The following is a 12917-nucleotide window of genomic DNA, read 5'->3' on the forward strand; positions in this document are numbered from 1 at the left end:
CACCGGGCCGACAGGTTGCCAGAGCGCCACCCCGAAGCCTGAAACAACGCCACTCAGGGCACCGCCGGGCTGGCTCTGCCAGACGGCCAGTGCCGCCCCCTTGAGGGGGTCGCGCGAAGCGCGGCAGGGGTGTTCTATTCCAATCCGAACAGCTCAGCCAGTGCCACCCGGTATTGCGGCTGTCCCACCGAGTTGGTGTTGTGGTGCGAGCCGCCCTCGACCAGCACGAAGGTCTTGGGCCCGGTGGCGGCCTCAAACAGGCGGCGCCCGAGCTCGGGCTGGATCAGCCGGTCCGAGCCGCCATGCACCACCAGCAGCGGTGAGCCGATGTCCGGCACGCGCTTGACCGCTTCGAAACGCTGGGTGATCAGCGGTCCCACCGGCAGCCAGCCCCACTTGAAGGTGCTCACCACGTCGGGGATGGAGGTGAAACTGCCTTCGACCAGCGTGCCCGCTTCGTCGGTCACCTGGGCCGCGAGGTCGATGGCGATGGCGCCACCCAGCGAGTGGCCAAAGATGTAGCGCGGGCGACCGGGGTACTGCTTTCCGAGCCAGTCCCAGGCGGCCCGGGCGTCTTCGTAGGCCATGGTTTCCGAGGGCAGCCCCGGCGAACTCTTGCCGAAACCGCGGTAGTCGATGGCCAGCACCGAAAAGCCCAGCTCCTGCATGCGGCGCGCCCGGAAGGCCGAGCCGACCACGTTGAAGCGCGCACCGTGCAGGTAGAGCAGCACCGGGGCGTCGGACCGGGTCGTGAAATCCTCGTGCGCGAGCCAGAGCCCATGCAGTTTCACCGGCTGGCCGGATTCGCGCGACTGGAAATCGATCCAGACGGCGTCCATGCCCGTGGCCGCCTCCTGACCGCCCCACCAGCTGCGGTCCGAGGGCTGGAAGATCCAGGCGCGTTGTCGCTGGTCGAGCGTGGCACAGCCGGTGAGCACGGCGGCTGCGGCGAAAAGGACGATGAGAAGGCGCTTCATGGCAAGGAGTGATGCGACCCGCTCCGGAAAGTTCAAGGCAGAATGAACCAGGTCGGCGGAGCACCCGCTGCGCCACAGCCTACCGGACGACAAGCCCATGACCGACAGTGTGTTCACCCGCATCATCCGCCGTGAGATCCCGGCGGCCATCGTCTATGAGGACGAACAGGTCATTGCCTTCATGGACGCCGGCCAGATCAATCCGGGTCATGTGCTGGTGGCGACCCGGCGCCAGGTGGAGACCGTGATGGAGCTCGACGAGGTCGACGCCGCCCACCTGTTTGCGGTGGCCACGCGGATCGCCAAGGCCGTTCAGGCCGAGTTTCGGCCGACCGGCATGACGCTGTTGCAAACCAACAAACCCGATGGCTGGCAGACCGTGCCCCATGTGCACGTGCACGTGTTGCCGCGCCATGCGGACGATGGTGTGGGCCTGGTGTGGCCGCGCAAGGACCCGCCGCTGGCCGACCTGCAGGCGCTGGCAGCGCGCATCCAGTTGTGATGGACTGCGCGCGCGGTGCAGCGATGTGCCGCCAATGAGGGGGAGCCTTAAATGACGCCCTGGGCCAGCATGGCGTCGGCCACCTTCACGAAGCCGGCGATGTTGGCGCCGTCGATGTAGCTCACGCTGCCGTCGGCTTGCTTGCCGTATTTCAGGCAGGCGGCGTGAATGCCCTGCATGATCTGCAGCAGGCGACCGTCCACCTCGTCACGGGGCCACGACAGGCGCAGCGCGTTCTGGCTCATTTCCAGGCCCGAGGTGGCCACGCCGCCCGCGTTCGATGCCTTGCCTGGCGCGTACAGCACGCCGGCCGCCTCGAAGGCCTTGGCGGCTTCGATGGTGGAGGGCATGTTGGCGCCTTCGGCGACACAGATCACGCCGTTCCGGATCAGCGTGGCGGCGTCCTGTTCGTTCAGCTCGTTCTGGGTCGCGCACGGCAGGGCCACATCCACCGGCACGTGCCAGGGTGTCTTGCCCGCTTCGAACTGCACACCGGTGCGCTCGGCGTAGTCGCTCACGCGGCCGTAGTGGTGGTTCTTCACGTCCATCAGGATCGCCAGCTTCTCGGGCGTGAAGCCGGATTCGTCCACGATGGTGCCGCTGGAGTCCGACACGGTGATCACCTTGGCGCCGAGTTCCATCGCCTTCTCGACCGCGTACTGGGCCACGTTGCCCGAACCGGACACCGACACGCGCAAGCCTTGGAAGGACTGGCCGCGGGTCTTGAGCATTTCCTGCGCAAAGTAGACCGTGCCGTAGCCGGTGGCTTCGGGGCGGATCAGCGAACCGCCGAAACTCAGGCCCTTGCCGGTGAACACGCAGTCGGCGCGGTTGGAGAGCTTCTTGACCATGCCGGCGATGAAGCCCACTTCGCGGCCACCGACGCCGATGTCGCCCGCCGGCACGTCGGTGTCGGCACCCACGTGGCGGAACAGCTCGCTGGCGAACGCCTGGCAGAAGCGCATGACTTCGGCCGGGCTTTTGCCCTTGGGGTCGAAGTCCGAGCCCCCCTTGCCGCCGCCCATGGGCAAGGTGGTCAGCGCGTTCTTGAAGGTCTGCTCGAAGGCCAGGAATTTCAGCACCGACAGGTTCACCGAGGGGTGGAAACGCAGGCCGCCCTTGTAAGGACCAATGGCCATGCTGTGCTGGATGCGGTAGCCCTTGTTGACCTGCACGCTGCCGTGGTCGTCCACCCAGGACACGCGGAAGATCACGATGCGCTCGGGTTCGACCAGCCGGTCCAGCAGGCCTTGTTCGGCGTATTTCGGGTGGGCAGCGATGAAAGGCCAGAGGCTTTCCATCACTTCGGTGACGGCTTGCAGGAACTCGGGCTGGCCCGGGTTGCGCAGGGCGACGTGGGAAAGAAAATCGTGAACCGAGGCGTACTTCATGTGGGTCATGCTCCAAAAATGTGCATGACATTATGCAAAGCCGGCATTTTGTGTAGCGAAAACGCCTTGGTTTGGTGCTTTCTGATTCATGGTGGTGCGTTGGCCGATGGCCGGCACGCAACGTTTCATGGCAAGGAATGGTGCGAACCCCTGCGAAAACTTCAAGGCAGAATGAGCCCGGCCTGCGCAAAACCACCTCGCCAGGCCCCACCGGACGACCCGCCCATGACCGACCGTGTTTTCACCCGCATTCGCTGCCGCGAAGTCCCGGCGTCCGACGTGTTCGCCGACGAACACACCATCGCCTCGAAGAATGCGGGGCAGGCCACAGCGCCCGGCGGACGGCGCGGCCCGGGTCTGATGGCCGTGCTGACCGTGGTCGCTGGACTGGCGGCCTGCGGTGAGGCGCCGCCCGCGGGCTGGTCGGGCTACGTCGAGGGCGACTACGTGCATGTGTCGTCCCCGGTGGGTGGGCGGCTTGACACGCTGGCCGTGCGGGCGGGCGACCGGGTGCGCAAGGGCGATGCGCTGTTCGCGCTCGACGCCCAGGCCGAACAGGCGGCACAGGCCGAAGCCCAGGCGCGCCTGGCCGGCACCTTGGCCCAGGCCGCCAACACCACCAAAGGCCGGCGCACCGACGAGGTGGCGGTGACCCGCGCCCAGCTGGCGCAGGCCCGGGCGCAGGCCGTGCTGGCGCAGACCGCCTGGGCGCGCCAGCGGGATCTGGTGGCCCAGGGTTTTGTGTCGCAGGCCAGCCAGGACGCCGCCAAGGCCGCGCTGGACCAGGCGAACGCCCGGGTCGCCGAACTGGAGGCTGCCCTGCGCGTGGCGGCCTTGCCGGCGCGCAGCGACGAAACCGACGCCGCCGAGGCCCAGGCCGAAGCCGCGCGCCAGGTGCTGCGCCAGAGCGACTGGCGGCTGGCCCAGAAGCAGCAGACCGCGCCCGCCGATGCCCTGGTGGCCGAGGTGTTTTTCCGCGTCGGCGAAACCGTGGCGCCGGGACAGCCGGTGCTGTCGCTGTTGCCACCGGGGGGCGTGAAGGCCCGGTTCTATGTGCCTGAGACCGAGGTCGGTGCGCTGGCCACCGGGCAATGGGTGGCCCTGGCCTGCGACGGTTGTGGCGAGGCGATTCCGGCGCGCATCATCCGCATTGCCAGTGGTCCGGAATTCACGCCGCCGGTGATCTACTCCAACGCCCAGCGCGCCCGGCTGGTGTTTCTGGTGGAGGCCGCGCCGCGCCCGGCCGACGCCAGCCGCCTGCACCCCGGCCAGCCGCTGGACGTGACCCGCCTGACGCAGGACCCGGGATGAACACGCTCGCCATCGACGTGCGCGGCCTGACCAAACGCTACGACGGCCGCGCCGTGGTGGACGACGTGACCCTGCAGGTGGGCCAGGGCCGCATCTGCGGTTTCCTCGGGCCCAATGGCAGCGGCAAGACCACGACGATCCGCATGCTCTGCGGCCTGCTGCGCCCCGACGCGGGCGAGGGCCAGTGCCTGGGGCTGGACTTCCGCCGCGAGGCCGCCGCCATCAAGCGCCAGGTGGGCTACATGACGCAGAAATTCGGCCTCTACGACGACCTTTCGATCCGCGAAAACCTGGACTTCGTGGCCCGGCTGTTCGAGCTGCCTGGGCGCCGCGCGGCGGTGGACCAGGCGCTGGAGCAACTGGGCCTGCAAGCGCGCCAGCGCCAGCTCGCCGGCACGCTCTCGGGCGGCTGGAAACAGCGCCTGGCGCTGGCCGCCTGCCTGATCCACGGGCCGCGCCTGCTGCTGCTTGACGAACCCACGGCCGGCGTGGACCCCAAGGCGCGGCGCGACTTCTGGGACCAGATCCACCGCCTGGCCGCGCAGGGCATCACGGTGCTGGTGTCCACCCACTACATGGACGAGGCCGCGCGCTGCCACGACCTGGTCTACATCGCCTATGGCAAGGTGCTCGCGCGCGGCAACGAGCGCGAGATCGTCGACGCGGCGGGCCTGAGCGTCTGGGCGCTCGAAGGCGCTGCCGCGCAGGACCTGAGCGAACGCCTGCGCGCGCTGCCCGGGGTGCAGAACGTCGTCGCCTTCGGCAACACGCTGCACGTGGCCGGGCGCGACGGCGCGCTGCTGGCGCAGTCGCTCGGCGCTTTCCAGGGCGAGAGCGGCGTGGTGCTGCGCGAAACGCGGGCCAACCTGGAGGACGTGTTCATCAGCCTGATCGACCAGGCGCAGGACAACTTCGGCAACAGCCAGGCGGGGCAACCATGAGCGCCGCGCCGGGCCGCTCCCAAGCAAGCTCGCACCGCAGTGCGCAGCACGGAGGTACTCGGTGAAATGGTTTTCGCCCGCGCGCACCTGGGCCGTGTTCATCAAGGAGTTCCAGCAGATGCTGCGCGACCGGCTCACCTTCGCCATGGCGGTGGGCGTGCCGGTGATGCAGCTGGTGCTGTTCGGCTACGCGATCAACACCGATCCCAAGGGCCTGCCCACGGCGGTGGTCGCGGCCGACGCCGGCCCGCTGGCGCGCAGCCTGGTGGCCTCGCTGCAGAACACCGGCTACTTCAAGGTGGTGCACCAGGGCACCAGCCAAGCCGAGGCCGACGCCCTGGTGGCCACGGGCGAGGTGCAGTTCATGATCGTGATCCCGCCCGGTTTTTCGCGCGACGTGGTGCGCGGCGATCGTCCGGCGGTGCTGGTCTCGGTGGACGCCACCGACCCCTCGGCCTCGGGCAACGCGATCGCCGCGCTCGGCGAGATGACGAACCTGGCCCTGCGCCACGATCTCACCGGCCCGCTGCAATCGCTGCAGAAGGGCGCGGCGCCGTTCGAGATCCGGGTGCACCGGCGCTACAACCCCGAGGGCCTGTCGCGCTACAACATCGTGCCCGGCCTGATCGGCACCATCCTCACCATGACCATGGTGATGCTGACCTCGCTGGCCATGACGCGCGAACGCGAGCGCGGCACGATGGAAAACCTGCTCGCCACACCGGTGCGGCCACTGGAGGTGATGGTGGGCAAGATCCTGCCCTACGTGGTGATCGGCTATGTGCAGCTCGGCGTGATTCTGGGCGCGGCCTGGCTGCTGTTCGAGGTGCCCATGGTGGGCAGCTTCGTTTTGCTGATGATGATGATCGGCGTCTTCATGGTGGCCAACCTGGCGGTCGGCTTCACGTTTTCCACCATCGCGCGCAACCAGCTGCAGGCGATGCAGATGACCTTCTTTTTCTTTCTGCCCTCGATGCTGCTCTCGGGTTTCATGTTCCCGTTCCGTGGCATGCCGGTCTGGGCGCAGTGGCTGGGCGAGGTCCTGCCGCTGACGCATTTCCTGCGCATCGTGCGCGGCATCATGCTCAAGGGCAACCAGGCGCCGCAGCTCTGGGCCGAGCTCTGGCCCATGTTGCTGTTTCTGGCGATCGCAGGCGCCGTGGCGCTCAAACGCTATCGGCAGACCCTGGATTGACTTGGCTCTGTGTGATGACGCGCACCACCGATTCGCGGTGGGTGCGAAAGCCCATGCGTTGGTACAGGCCCAGGGCGCCGGTGTTGTCGCTCATCACGTGCAGGAACGGGGTTTCGCCGCGCGCGAGCTGGCGGGCGATGAGTTTGCGCATCAGCCGCCGCGCCAGCCCGCGGCCCTGGAAGTCGGGGTGGGTGCAGACGCCGCTGACCTCGCGCAGGGTTTCGGCAAAGCTGCGTTCGCCGGCCATGGCCATGAGGCGTTCGCCATCGAACAGGCCGAAGTATTCACCGAGCTCGATGGTGCGCGGGCCAAACGGCCCGGGGCGGGTGAGTTCGGCCAGGGCCAGCACCTGGTCCAGGTGTTCCGGGCCCATGGGCCGGGCGTCGGGGGCATCGTCGCGCGCCGGGGCCTCGCCGGCCCAGACCATCTTGTGCAGGGTGGTCTCGGCCTCGACCACCCAGCCCGCGGGAGCGGGACCCGACCAGCCGGCGCAGTAAAAATGTTCGCCGGGTTCGCAATGCGGCGTCAGCGCGTCGAAATCGGGCCGCTGCGGGTTGGCGAAGCCGACGATGGGCGAAAAACCCGGGGCGTAGCGGCGGGCGCCGCCCGAGCCGACGGCCCAGTGCGCCTGCGGGCCGGTCAGGGCGTGCCAGAAGATGTTGTCGAGAAGATGCACCATGGTGATGCCTCCCGGAGGTTCAGCGTCCGCGCAGGAACAGCGCGTCGAGCTCGCGCATGTTCACCTGGCGCCAGGTCGGGCGGCCGTGGTTGCACTGGTCGGAGCGCTCGGTGATTTCCATCTGGCGCAGCAGTGCATTCATTTCGTCGATGGTCAGGCGCCGGTTGGCGCGCACCGCGCCGTGGCAGGCCATGGTGGCCAGCAGCTCGTTGCGCGCTCGTTTCACCACGGTCGATGCGTCGTGCTGGCTCAGCTCGGCGAGCACGCTGCGCGCCAGCTCCACAGGGTCACCCTGCGCCAGCGTGGTAGGCACGGCGCGCACCGCCAGCGTCCTGGGCGAAAACGGCACCACCTCCAGACCCAGCATGGCCAGCACCACGCCGCTGTCTTCGGCGGTCGCCACTTCGGTGGGTGTGGCGGCGAAGGTGGCCGGGATCAGCAGCGGCTGGCTGGCCAGCTGTTCGTTGTCCATCTGCTGCTTGAGGCGTTCGTAGACGATGCGCTCATGGGCGGCGTGCATGTCCACCACCACCAGACCCTGGGCGTTTTCGGCCAGGATGTAGACGCCCTGCAGCTGCGCGATGGCGCGGCCGAGCGGCCAGTCGCCGGCGGGCAGGGGTGGGCTGTCGGCCGGTTCGCTGCGTATCCCGTCTGTTTGCAACGAACGGGCCAACGTGCTCGCCGAATCGAACCCTGGAGTGGCTCCCTGAAGGCTGTTGCCCCACAGGGCCCCGAGGTCGCTCACCCGCTGGCCGATGGCGTCGGGTGGCGCGTAGCGCTGGAACGGCAGCGGATTCTGCGCACCGCCCAGCGTGGAGGGCAGGCGCTCGGGTGGCGTCCAAGCGCCTGCCGATGGGGACGGGCTCGCGCCGGCTTCGCCTTGCGGCAACACAGCTTGCGCGCTGGCCGCCGCAGCCGAACGCGGCGCGGCCAGCGCAGCGTCCACCGCGTGGCGCACGGCCTGGTGCACCTCGCGGCTGTCGCGGAAACGCACCTCGATCTTGGTCGGGTGCACGTTCACGTCCACCCGCGTCGGGTCCAGGCTCACGAAGAGCGCGTAGACCGGCTGGCGGTGGCCGTGCAGCACGTCCTCATAGGCGCTGCGCGCGGCGTGGCCGATCACCTTGTCGCGCACGAAGCGGCCGTTCACGTAGGCGTATTGCCAGTCGCTGCGCGAGCGCGCCGCGTCGGGCACGCCGGCAAAACCCCAGACGCGCAGGCGCTGCACGCCATCGGCCAGGGCCGCTTCGCCAGGCACGGCGTCGGCCGGCCAGTTGACCGCCACCGCCTGCTGAATGAAGTCTTCGCCCAGCACGTCGGCCAGGCGCTGGCGCAGGGCGTCCAGCGTGCCGCCGCCAGCGAGGTCGGCCGACACGGCGCGCCACTGTGCGACCAGCTTGCCGTCGTGCCAGACCGCAAAGCCCACCTCGGGTCGCGCCAGCGCGTGGCGGCGCACGGCTTCGATGCAGTGGGCCAGCTCGGTGGCGTCGGTCTTGAGGAACTTGCGCCGCGCCGGCGTGGCGAAAAACAGTTCACGCACCTCGACCGTGGTGCCGGGGCCGCGTGCGGTCGGCTGCAGCTCGCCGCTGCGGCCATCGAGCAGCCAGCCGTGCGGCTCGTCGCCGCTGTCCGTGCGCGTGAGCACCGAGACCTCGGCGATCGAGCAGATGGCGGCCAGCGCTTCGCCGCGAAAACCCATGGTGTGCACCGATTCCAGGTCGCCCAGGCTGGCGATCTTGCTCGTGGCGTGGCGCTTGAGCGCGGTGGGCAGCTCGGTGCGGTGGATGCCCCAGCCGTTGTCTTCCACGCTGATCAGCCGCACGCCACCGGCCTGCAGACGCACGGTGATCTGGGTGGCGCCCGCGTCCAAAGCGTTGTCCACCAGTTCGCGCACCACCGAGGCGGGCCGTTCGACCACCTCGCCGGCCGCGATCTGGCTGATCAGTTCGTCGGGCAGTTCGCGGATGGGTCTGCGGGCCGGGAGGGGGTGCGGTGCGTTCACCGGGGAAATTGTAGGTGTCTCGGTGGCAGGGATAATCCCCCCATGGAACTTATTGCCTTCTTACTCGATTTCATCCTGCACGTGGACCAGCACCTGATGGCCTTCGTGCAAACCTACGGTGCCTGGGTCTACGCCCTGCTGTTTCTCATCATCTTTGTGGAAACCGGGCTGGTGGTCATGCCCTTCCTGCCCGGCGATTCGCTGCTCTTCATCGTCGGCGCGCTCTGCGGCGCCGGCTTGATGGACTGGTCGCTCGCCGCCGGCCTGATGCTGGTGGCCGCCATCCTGGGCGACCAGACCAACTACAGCATCGGCCGCTACTTCGGGCCGAAGGTGTTCCAGTGGGAAAACTCGCGTTTCTTCAACAAGAACGCCTTCAACCAGGCGCACAACTTCTACGAGCGCTACGGTGGCGTGACCATCATCCTGGCGCGCTTCATGCCTTTCATCCGCACCTTTGCGCCCTTCGTCGCGGGCGTGGCCGAGATGACGCGCAGCAAGTTCACCGCCTACAACGTGGTCGGCGCCATCATCTGGGTGATCGGCCTGACTGCCGCCGGCTACTTCTTCGGCAACCTGCCCTGGGTGCAGGCCAACCTGTCCAAGATCATCTGGGCACTGATCTTCGTGCCGGGGCTGATCGCCATCTTTGGCGGCTGGCGGGCGGCGCGGGCGGAAAAAGCGCGCGTCGCTGCGACGCCCTGATCAGAACTGCCGGGACCGGGCCAGCGGCGGGTTGGCGCCGAAGTACTTCACGATGCCCTTGAGCAGGGCATCGGCCAGGTCGGTCTGGTATTGCACGCTGCGCAGGCGCTCTTCTTCTTCCGGGTTGCTGATGAAGGCGGTCTCGACCAGCACGCTCGGGATGTCGGGCGCCTTGAGCACGGCAAAGCCTGCCTGCTCCACACGCGGCTTGTGCAGCTTGCCCACGCGGCCCACCTCGCCGAGCATGGCGCTGCCGAGTTTCAGGCTGTCCTTGATCTGAGCGGTGGTGCTCATGTCGAGCAGGGTGCGCTGTACCGTGGCGTCCTTGGCCTTGACGTTGATGCCACCCACCAGATCGGCGGCGTTCTCCTTGTCGGCCATCCAGCGCGCGGCGGCACTGCTCGCGCCCTTGGTGCTGAGCGCGAAGATGCTCGCTCCCTGGGGGCGTGCCGTCATGAAAGCGTCGGCGTGAATGCTGATGAACAGGTCGGCCTTGACGCGCTGGGCCTTCTGCACGCGCACGTGCAGCGGGACGAAGAAGTCGGCGTCCCGCGTGAGGTAGGCGCGCATGGGGTTACCGTTGACGCGGGTGGCATTGATGCGGTCGCGCAGGCGCAGCGCCACCTTGAGCACCACGTCTTTTTCACGCGTGCCGCCGGGGCCGATGGCGCCGGGGTCTTCGCCACCGTGGCCCGGGTCGAGGGCCACGATGATCAGGCGGTCGGTGATGCCGCCCGAAGCTGGCCGCTGGAGAGGCGCTGCTGGCGCTTTGCCGGTGTTCGCAGCGGGCGTTTTGGGCGGGGCGGGTGCTGGCTTGTCCAGCGGCATATGGCCGTTGCGCGCGAGCAGCTCGCCCAGGGGATCTTCGGTACCGGCCGGGCTGCCCAGGGCATCGGTTTCGATGCCCAGCAGGCGCGCGGCGCGAGCGCTGGCCTCGTCCAGCTCCTTCAAACGCTGGGCGATCAGCTCTTCGAGCGGATCGGGCGCGTTGACCGGGTACAGGTCGAACACCAGGCGGTGCTGGTAGGCCGCCACCGGCTGCAGGTTGAACACCTGGGGCTTGATCGGCTGCTTGAGGTCGATGTGCAGTTGCACCAGCTTGCCCTTGCGCTGCTCGACGCGGATGCCTGCGATGTTGGGGTCGTCGGGCTTGAGCTTGCCCACCAGCTCGCGCATGCCCTCCACGAGGTCGATGCCCTCAATGTCTACCGTCAGGCGCGGAGGGACGTTCACGGTGGTCTGGCGCGCCTTGAGTTCGCCATCGGACTCGATGGTCACACGCGTGTAGTCCTGCGCGGGCCAGATGCGCACCGCCACCACGCTGGCGCCACGCGCGATCTGCTGCGTGCCGAGCAGCAGCACCAGTGAGCCGGCCTGCAGCAGGGCGCGGCGGTTCGGGCCGTTTTCTCGAAGGGTCATGCCTGCAGTGTTGCCAGCAGGTGCTGGCCAGTGGGGGTGAAGGCGGTGAAGCGCACGCTGCGCACGCTGTCAGCTTCGTCGCGGGATGAGGGGCTCATGGCTTCGGGCTCGATGTGAATATCGGCGTCCACGGTGGACAGCGTGTCGGCCGCGCGCTCGGGCCATTCCACCAGCTTGAGGCCGGGGCTGGCAAAAAGTTCGCGAAAACCCGCATCTTCCCATTCGCGCGGGTCGCTGAAGCGGTAAAAATCGAAGTGCCAGATGTGCAGGACTTCGCCATCGGGCATGAAGGGACAGTCGATGCTGCTGTGCGGTTCGACCACCGCGTAGGTCGGGCTCTTGATGCGCCCGCTCACGCCGAGGGCGCGCAGCAGATGGCGCACGAAGGTGGTCTTGCCCGCGCCCAGGTCGCCGTGCAGGGTGAGGGTGGCGTGGGCCAGTGCAGGGCAGGTGGCCAGACGGTTGGCGAAGGCGAGCGTGTCTTCTTCGCTGTACCAGTGAACCTTCAACTCGGGCCACAACCCGCCAGCCGCGGCACCAGACGGGGGGGCTGCCGGGGAGCGCGTTCCCGAGTCCATTTCTACAATGGGCGGAACATGAAAACCGGTTTTGATGCTGCTCAACTCGTCTCACAGATTCAGGCCTGGGGCCGGGAGCTCGCATTTTCACAAATCGGCGTGACCGGCGTGGATCTTTCTGCGGCCGAACCGGGTTTGAACGCCTGGTTGCAGGCCGGATTTCACGGTGACATGGGCTACATGGCCAGCCATGGCCTCAAGCGCGCGCGCCCGGCCGAGCTGGTGCCGGGCACCGTGAGCGTGATCACCGCGCGCATGGACTACCTGCCGCGTGACACGCCCGAAGGCTGGCAGGCGATCGAGCTCGGCCGCCTGGAGCGGCCGGGCGAGGCCGTGGTTTCGCTCTACGCCCGGGGGCGCGACTACCACAAGGTCCTGCGAAACCGGCTGCAGAAACTGGCCGAGCGTATCGCCACCGAAGTGGGGCCGCTGGGCCACCGCGTGTTCACCGACTCCGCGCCCGTGCTTGAAGCCGAACTCGCCAGCCGCAGCGGCCAGGGCTGGCGCGGCAAACACACGCTGGTGCTCAACCGCGAAGGCGGCTCCATGTTTTTTCTGGGCGAGATCTATGTGGACATCGCACTGCCGCCGAGCGAACCGGTGTCGGACCATTGCGGCGCCTGCACGGCCTGCATCGAGGTCTGTCCGACGCAGGCGATCCTTGGCCCGCAGCGGCTGGACGCGCGGCGCTGCATCAGCTACCTCACCATCGAACACGCGGGGGCGATCCCCGAAGACCTGCGCCCGCTGATCGGCAACCGCATCTACGGCTGCGACGACTGCCAGCTGGTCTGCCCCTGGAACAAGTTCGCGCAGCGCAGCCCCTTGCCCGACTTTGATCCGCGTGAAGGGCTTGGCGGTTCAACGCTGATCGAACTGTTTGCGTGGACCGAAGCGGAATTCCTGCGCTGCACCGAAGGCAGCCCGATCCGGCGCATCGGGCATGAGCGCTGGTTGCGCAACATCGCGGTGGCGATGGGCAATGCGTTGTCGGCGGTGGCGGGCGTGGAGCGGAGTGCCCTGCACCAGGCCTTGGGCACCCGCAGCGAACACCCCAGCGCGCTTGTGCGCGAGCATGTGGCCTGGGCACTGGAGCAGGGCGGGCGGGAGAACGGATTGCCGGGTGGCCCGGCCGATTCCTGATCCCCGGTCCCCCGCAACCACCGATCAGACAAGGTCGCAGGGCGCGGCATCAACGACCTCTTTTTTTCCCCGAC

The 12917-nt window shown here is 68.2% G+C and carries 12 protein-coding genes; 6 read left to right on the forward strand and 6 right to left on the reverse strand.

Going from position 1 to position 12917, the window contains the following annotated elements:
* Positions 1-134 precede the first annotated feature (134 nt).
* Entirely contained in the window at positions 135-977 is an 843-nt protein-coding gene (locus tag AC0GNO_RS21005) for an alpha/beta hydrolase (protein WP_472889750.1), read from the reverse strand.
* Between the two features lie 97 nt (positions 978-1074).
* Between AC0GNO_RS21005 and AC0GNO_RS21010 the strand changes: the two genes are divergently transcribed.
* Complete coding sequence (locus AC0GNO_RS21010) at positions 1075-1479, forward strand: HIT family protein (protein ID WP_472889749.1); 405 nt, start codon at positions 1075-1077, stop codon at positions 1477-1479.
* Positions 1480-1526: 47 nt separating this feature from the next.
* On the opposite strand, the gene gdhA is transcribed toward AC0GNO_RS21010, so the two are convergent.
* A complete protein-coding gene (gdhA, locus tag AC0GNO_RS21015; RefSeq protein WP_472905416.1) occupies positions 1527-2870 on the reverse strand; it encodes an NADP-specific glutamate dehydrogenase in 1344 nt (447 codons plus the stop codon).
* A 225-nt stretch (positions 2871-3095) separates the two neighbouring features.
* Here gdhA and AC0GNO_RS21020 point away from each other — a divergent pair, with 225 nt between their 5' ends.
* From AC0GNO_RS21020 to AC0GNO_RS21030, 3 genes are all read left to right on the forward strand, one after another.
* A complete protein-coding gene (locus AC0GNO_RS21020) occupies positions 3096-4181 on the forward strand; it encodes an HlyD family secretion protein (RefSeq protein WP_472905375.1) in 1086 nt (361 codons plus the stop codon).
* The gene (locus AC0GNO_RS21025) at positions 4178-5122 is read left to right on the forward strand and encodes an ABC transporter ATP-binding protein (RefSeq protein WP_472905376.1); all 945 of its coding nucleotides are present in this window, start codon (positions 4178-4180) and stop codon (positions 5120-5122) included. The genes AC0GNO_RS21020 and AC0GNO_RS21025 overlap by 4 nt, the downstream gene beginning before the upstream one ends.
* Positions 5123-5183: 61 nt before the next feature.
* Positions 5184-6317, forward strand: coding sequence for an ABC transporter permease (locus tag AC0GNO_RS21030; protein WP_472905377.1), 1134 nt, complete (start codon positions 5184-5186; stop codon positions 6315-6317).
* Here the strand turns inward: AC0GNO_RS21030 and AC0GNO_RS21035 are convergent.
* Both AC0GNO_RS21035 and mutL read right to left on the reverse strand, forming a co-directional pair.
* Positions 6289-6996 carry a GNAT family N-acetyltransferase gene (locus tag AC0GNO_RS21035; protein WP_472905378.1) on the reverse strand — a complete coding sequence of 236 codons (708 nt, stop codon included), beginning with the start codon at positions 6994-6996 and terminating at the stop codon, positions 6289-6291. The two genes, AC0GNO_RS21030 and AC0GNO_RS21035, sit on opposite strands and share 29 nt — an antisense overlap.
* 19 nt (positions 6997-7015) lie before the next feature.
* Positions 7016-8998, reverse strand: a complete 1983-nt coding sequence (gene mutL / locus AC0GNO_RS21040; protein ID WP_472905379.1) for a DNA mismatch repair endonuclease MutL — start codon at positions 8996-8998, stop codon at positions 7016-7018.
* Between the two features lie 42 nt (positions 8999-9040).
* On the opposite strand from mutL, the gene AC0GNO_RS21045 reads away from it, so the two are divergent.
* On the forward strand, positions 9041-9703 hold the full coding sequence (locus tag AC0GNO_RS21045; RefSeq protein ID WP_472889742.1) for a DedA family protein: 663 nt from the start codon (positions 9041-9043) through the stop codon (positions 9701-9703).
* On the opposite strand, the gene AC0GNO_RS21050 is transcribed toward AC0GNO_RS21045, so the two are convergent.
* Both AC0GNO_RS21050 and tsaE read right to left on the reverse strand, forming a co-directional pair.
* Positions 9704-11122, reverse strand: a complete 1419-nt coding sequence (locus AC0GNO_RS21050; protein ID WP_472889741.1) for an N-acetylmuramoyl-L-alanine amidase — start codon at positions 11120-11122, stop codon at positions 9704-9706.
* Positions 11119-11736, reverse strand: coding sequence for a tRNA (adenosine(37)-N6)-threonylcarbamoyltransferase complex ATPase subunit type 1 TsaE (gene tsaE, locus AC0GNO_RS21055; protein ID WP_472889761.1), 618 nt, complete (start codon positions 11734-11736; stop codon positions 11119-11121). Before tsaE ends, AC0GNO_RS21050 begins: the two co-directional genes overlap by 4 nt.
* Here tsaE and queG point away from each other — a divergent pair.
* Complete coding sequence (queG, locus tag AC0GNO_RS21060) at positions 11719-12843, forward strand: tRNA epoxyqueuosine(34) reductase QueG (protein ID WP_472905380.1); 1125 nt, start codon at positions 11719-11721, stop codon at positions 12841-12843. The two genes, tsaE and queG, sit on opposite strands and share 18 nt — an antisense overlap.
* Positions 12844-12917 lie beyond the last annotated feature (74 nt).

Source organism: Hydrogenophaga sp. L310, assembly GCF_055703065.1.

What these genes read in the sequence shown, in the direction of transcription:
- AC0GNO_RS21005 (WP_472889750.1), bottom strand. Translation starts at nt 977, where the DNA reads ATGAAGCGCCTTCTCATCGTCCTTTTCGCCGCAGCCGCCGTGCTCACC.
- AC0GNO_RS21010 (WP_472889749.1), top strand. Translation starts at nt 1,075, where the DNA reads ATGACCGACAGTGTGTTCACCCGCATCATCCGCCGTGAGATCCCGGCG.
- gdhA (WP_472905416.1), bottom strand. Translation starts at nt 2,870, where the DNA reads ATGAAGTACGCCTCGGTTCACGATTTTCTTTCCCACGTCGCCCTGCGC.
- AC0GNO_RS21020 (WP_472905375.1), top strand. Translation starts at nt 3,096, where the DNA reads ATGACCGACCGTGTTTTCACCCGCATTCGCTGCCGCGAAGTCCCGGCG.
- AC0GNO_RS21025 (WP_472905376.1), top strand. Translation starts at nt 4,178, where the DNA reads ATGAACACGCTCGCCATCGACGTGCGCGGCCTGACCAAACGCTACGAC.
- AC0GNO_RS21035 (WP_472905378.1), bottom strand. Translation starts at nt 6,996, where the DNA reads ATGGTGCATCTTCTCGACAACATCTTCTGGCACGCCCTGACCGGCCCG.
- AC0GNO_RS21045 (WP_472889742.1), top strand. Translation starts at nt 9,041, where the DNA reads ATGGAACTTATTGCCTTCTTACTCGATTTCATCCTGCACGTGGACCAG.
- AC0GNO_RS21050 (WP_472889741.1), bottom strand. Translation starts at nt 11,122, where the DNA reads ATGACCCTTCGAGAAAACGGCCCGAACCGCCGCGCCCTGCTGCAGGCC.
- queG (WP_472905380.1), top strand. Translation starts at nt 11,719, where the DNA reads ATGAAAACCGGTTTTGATGCTGCTCAACTCGTCTCACAGATTCAGGCC.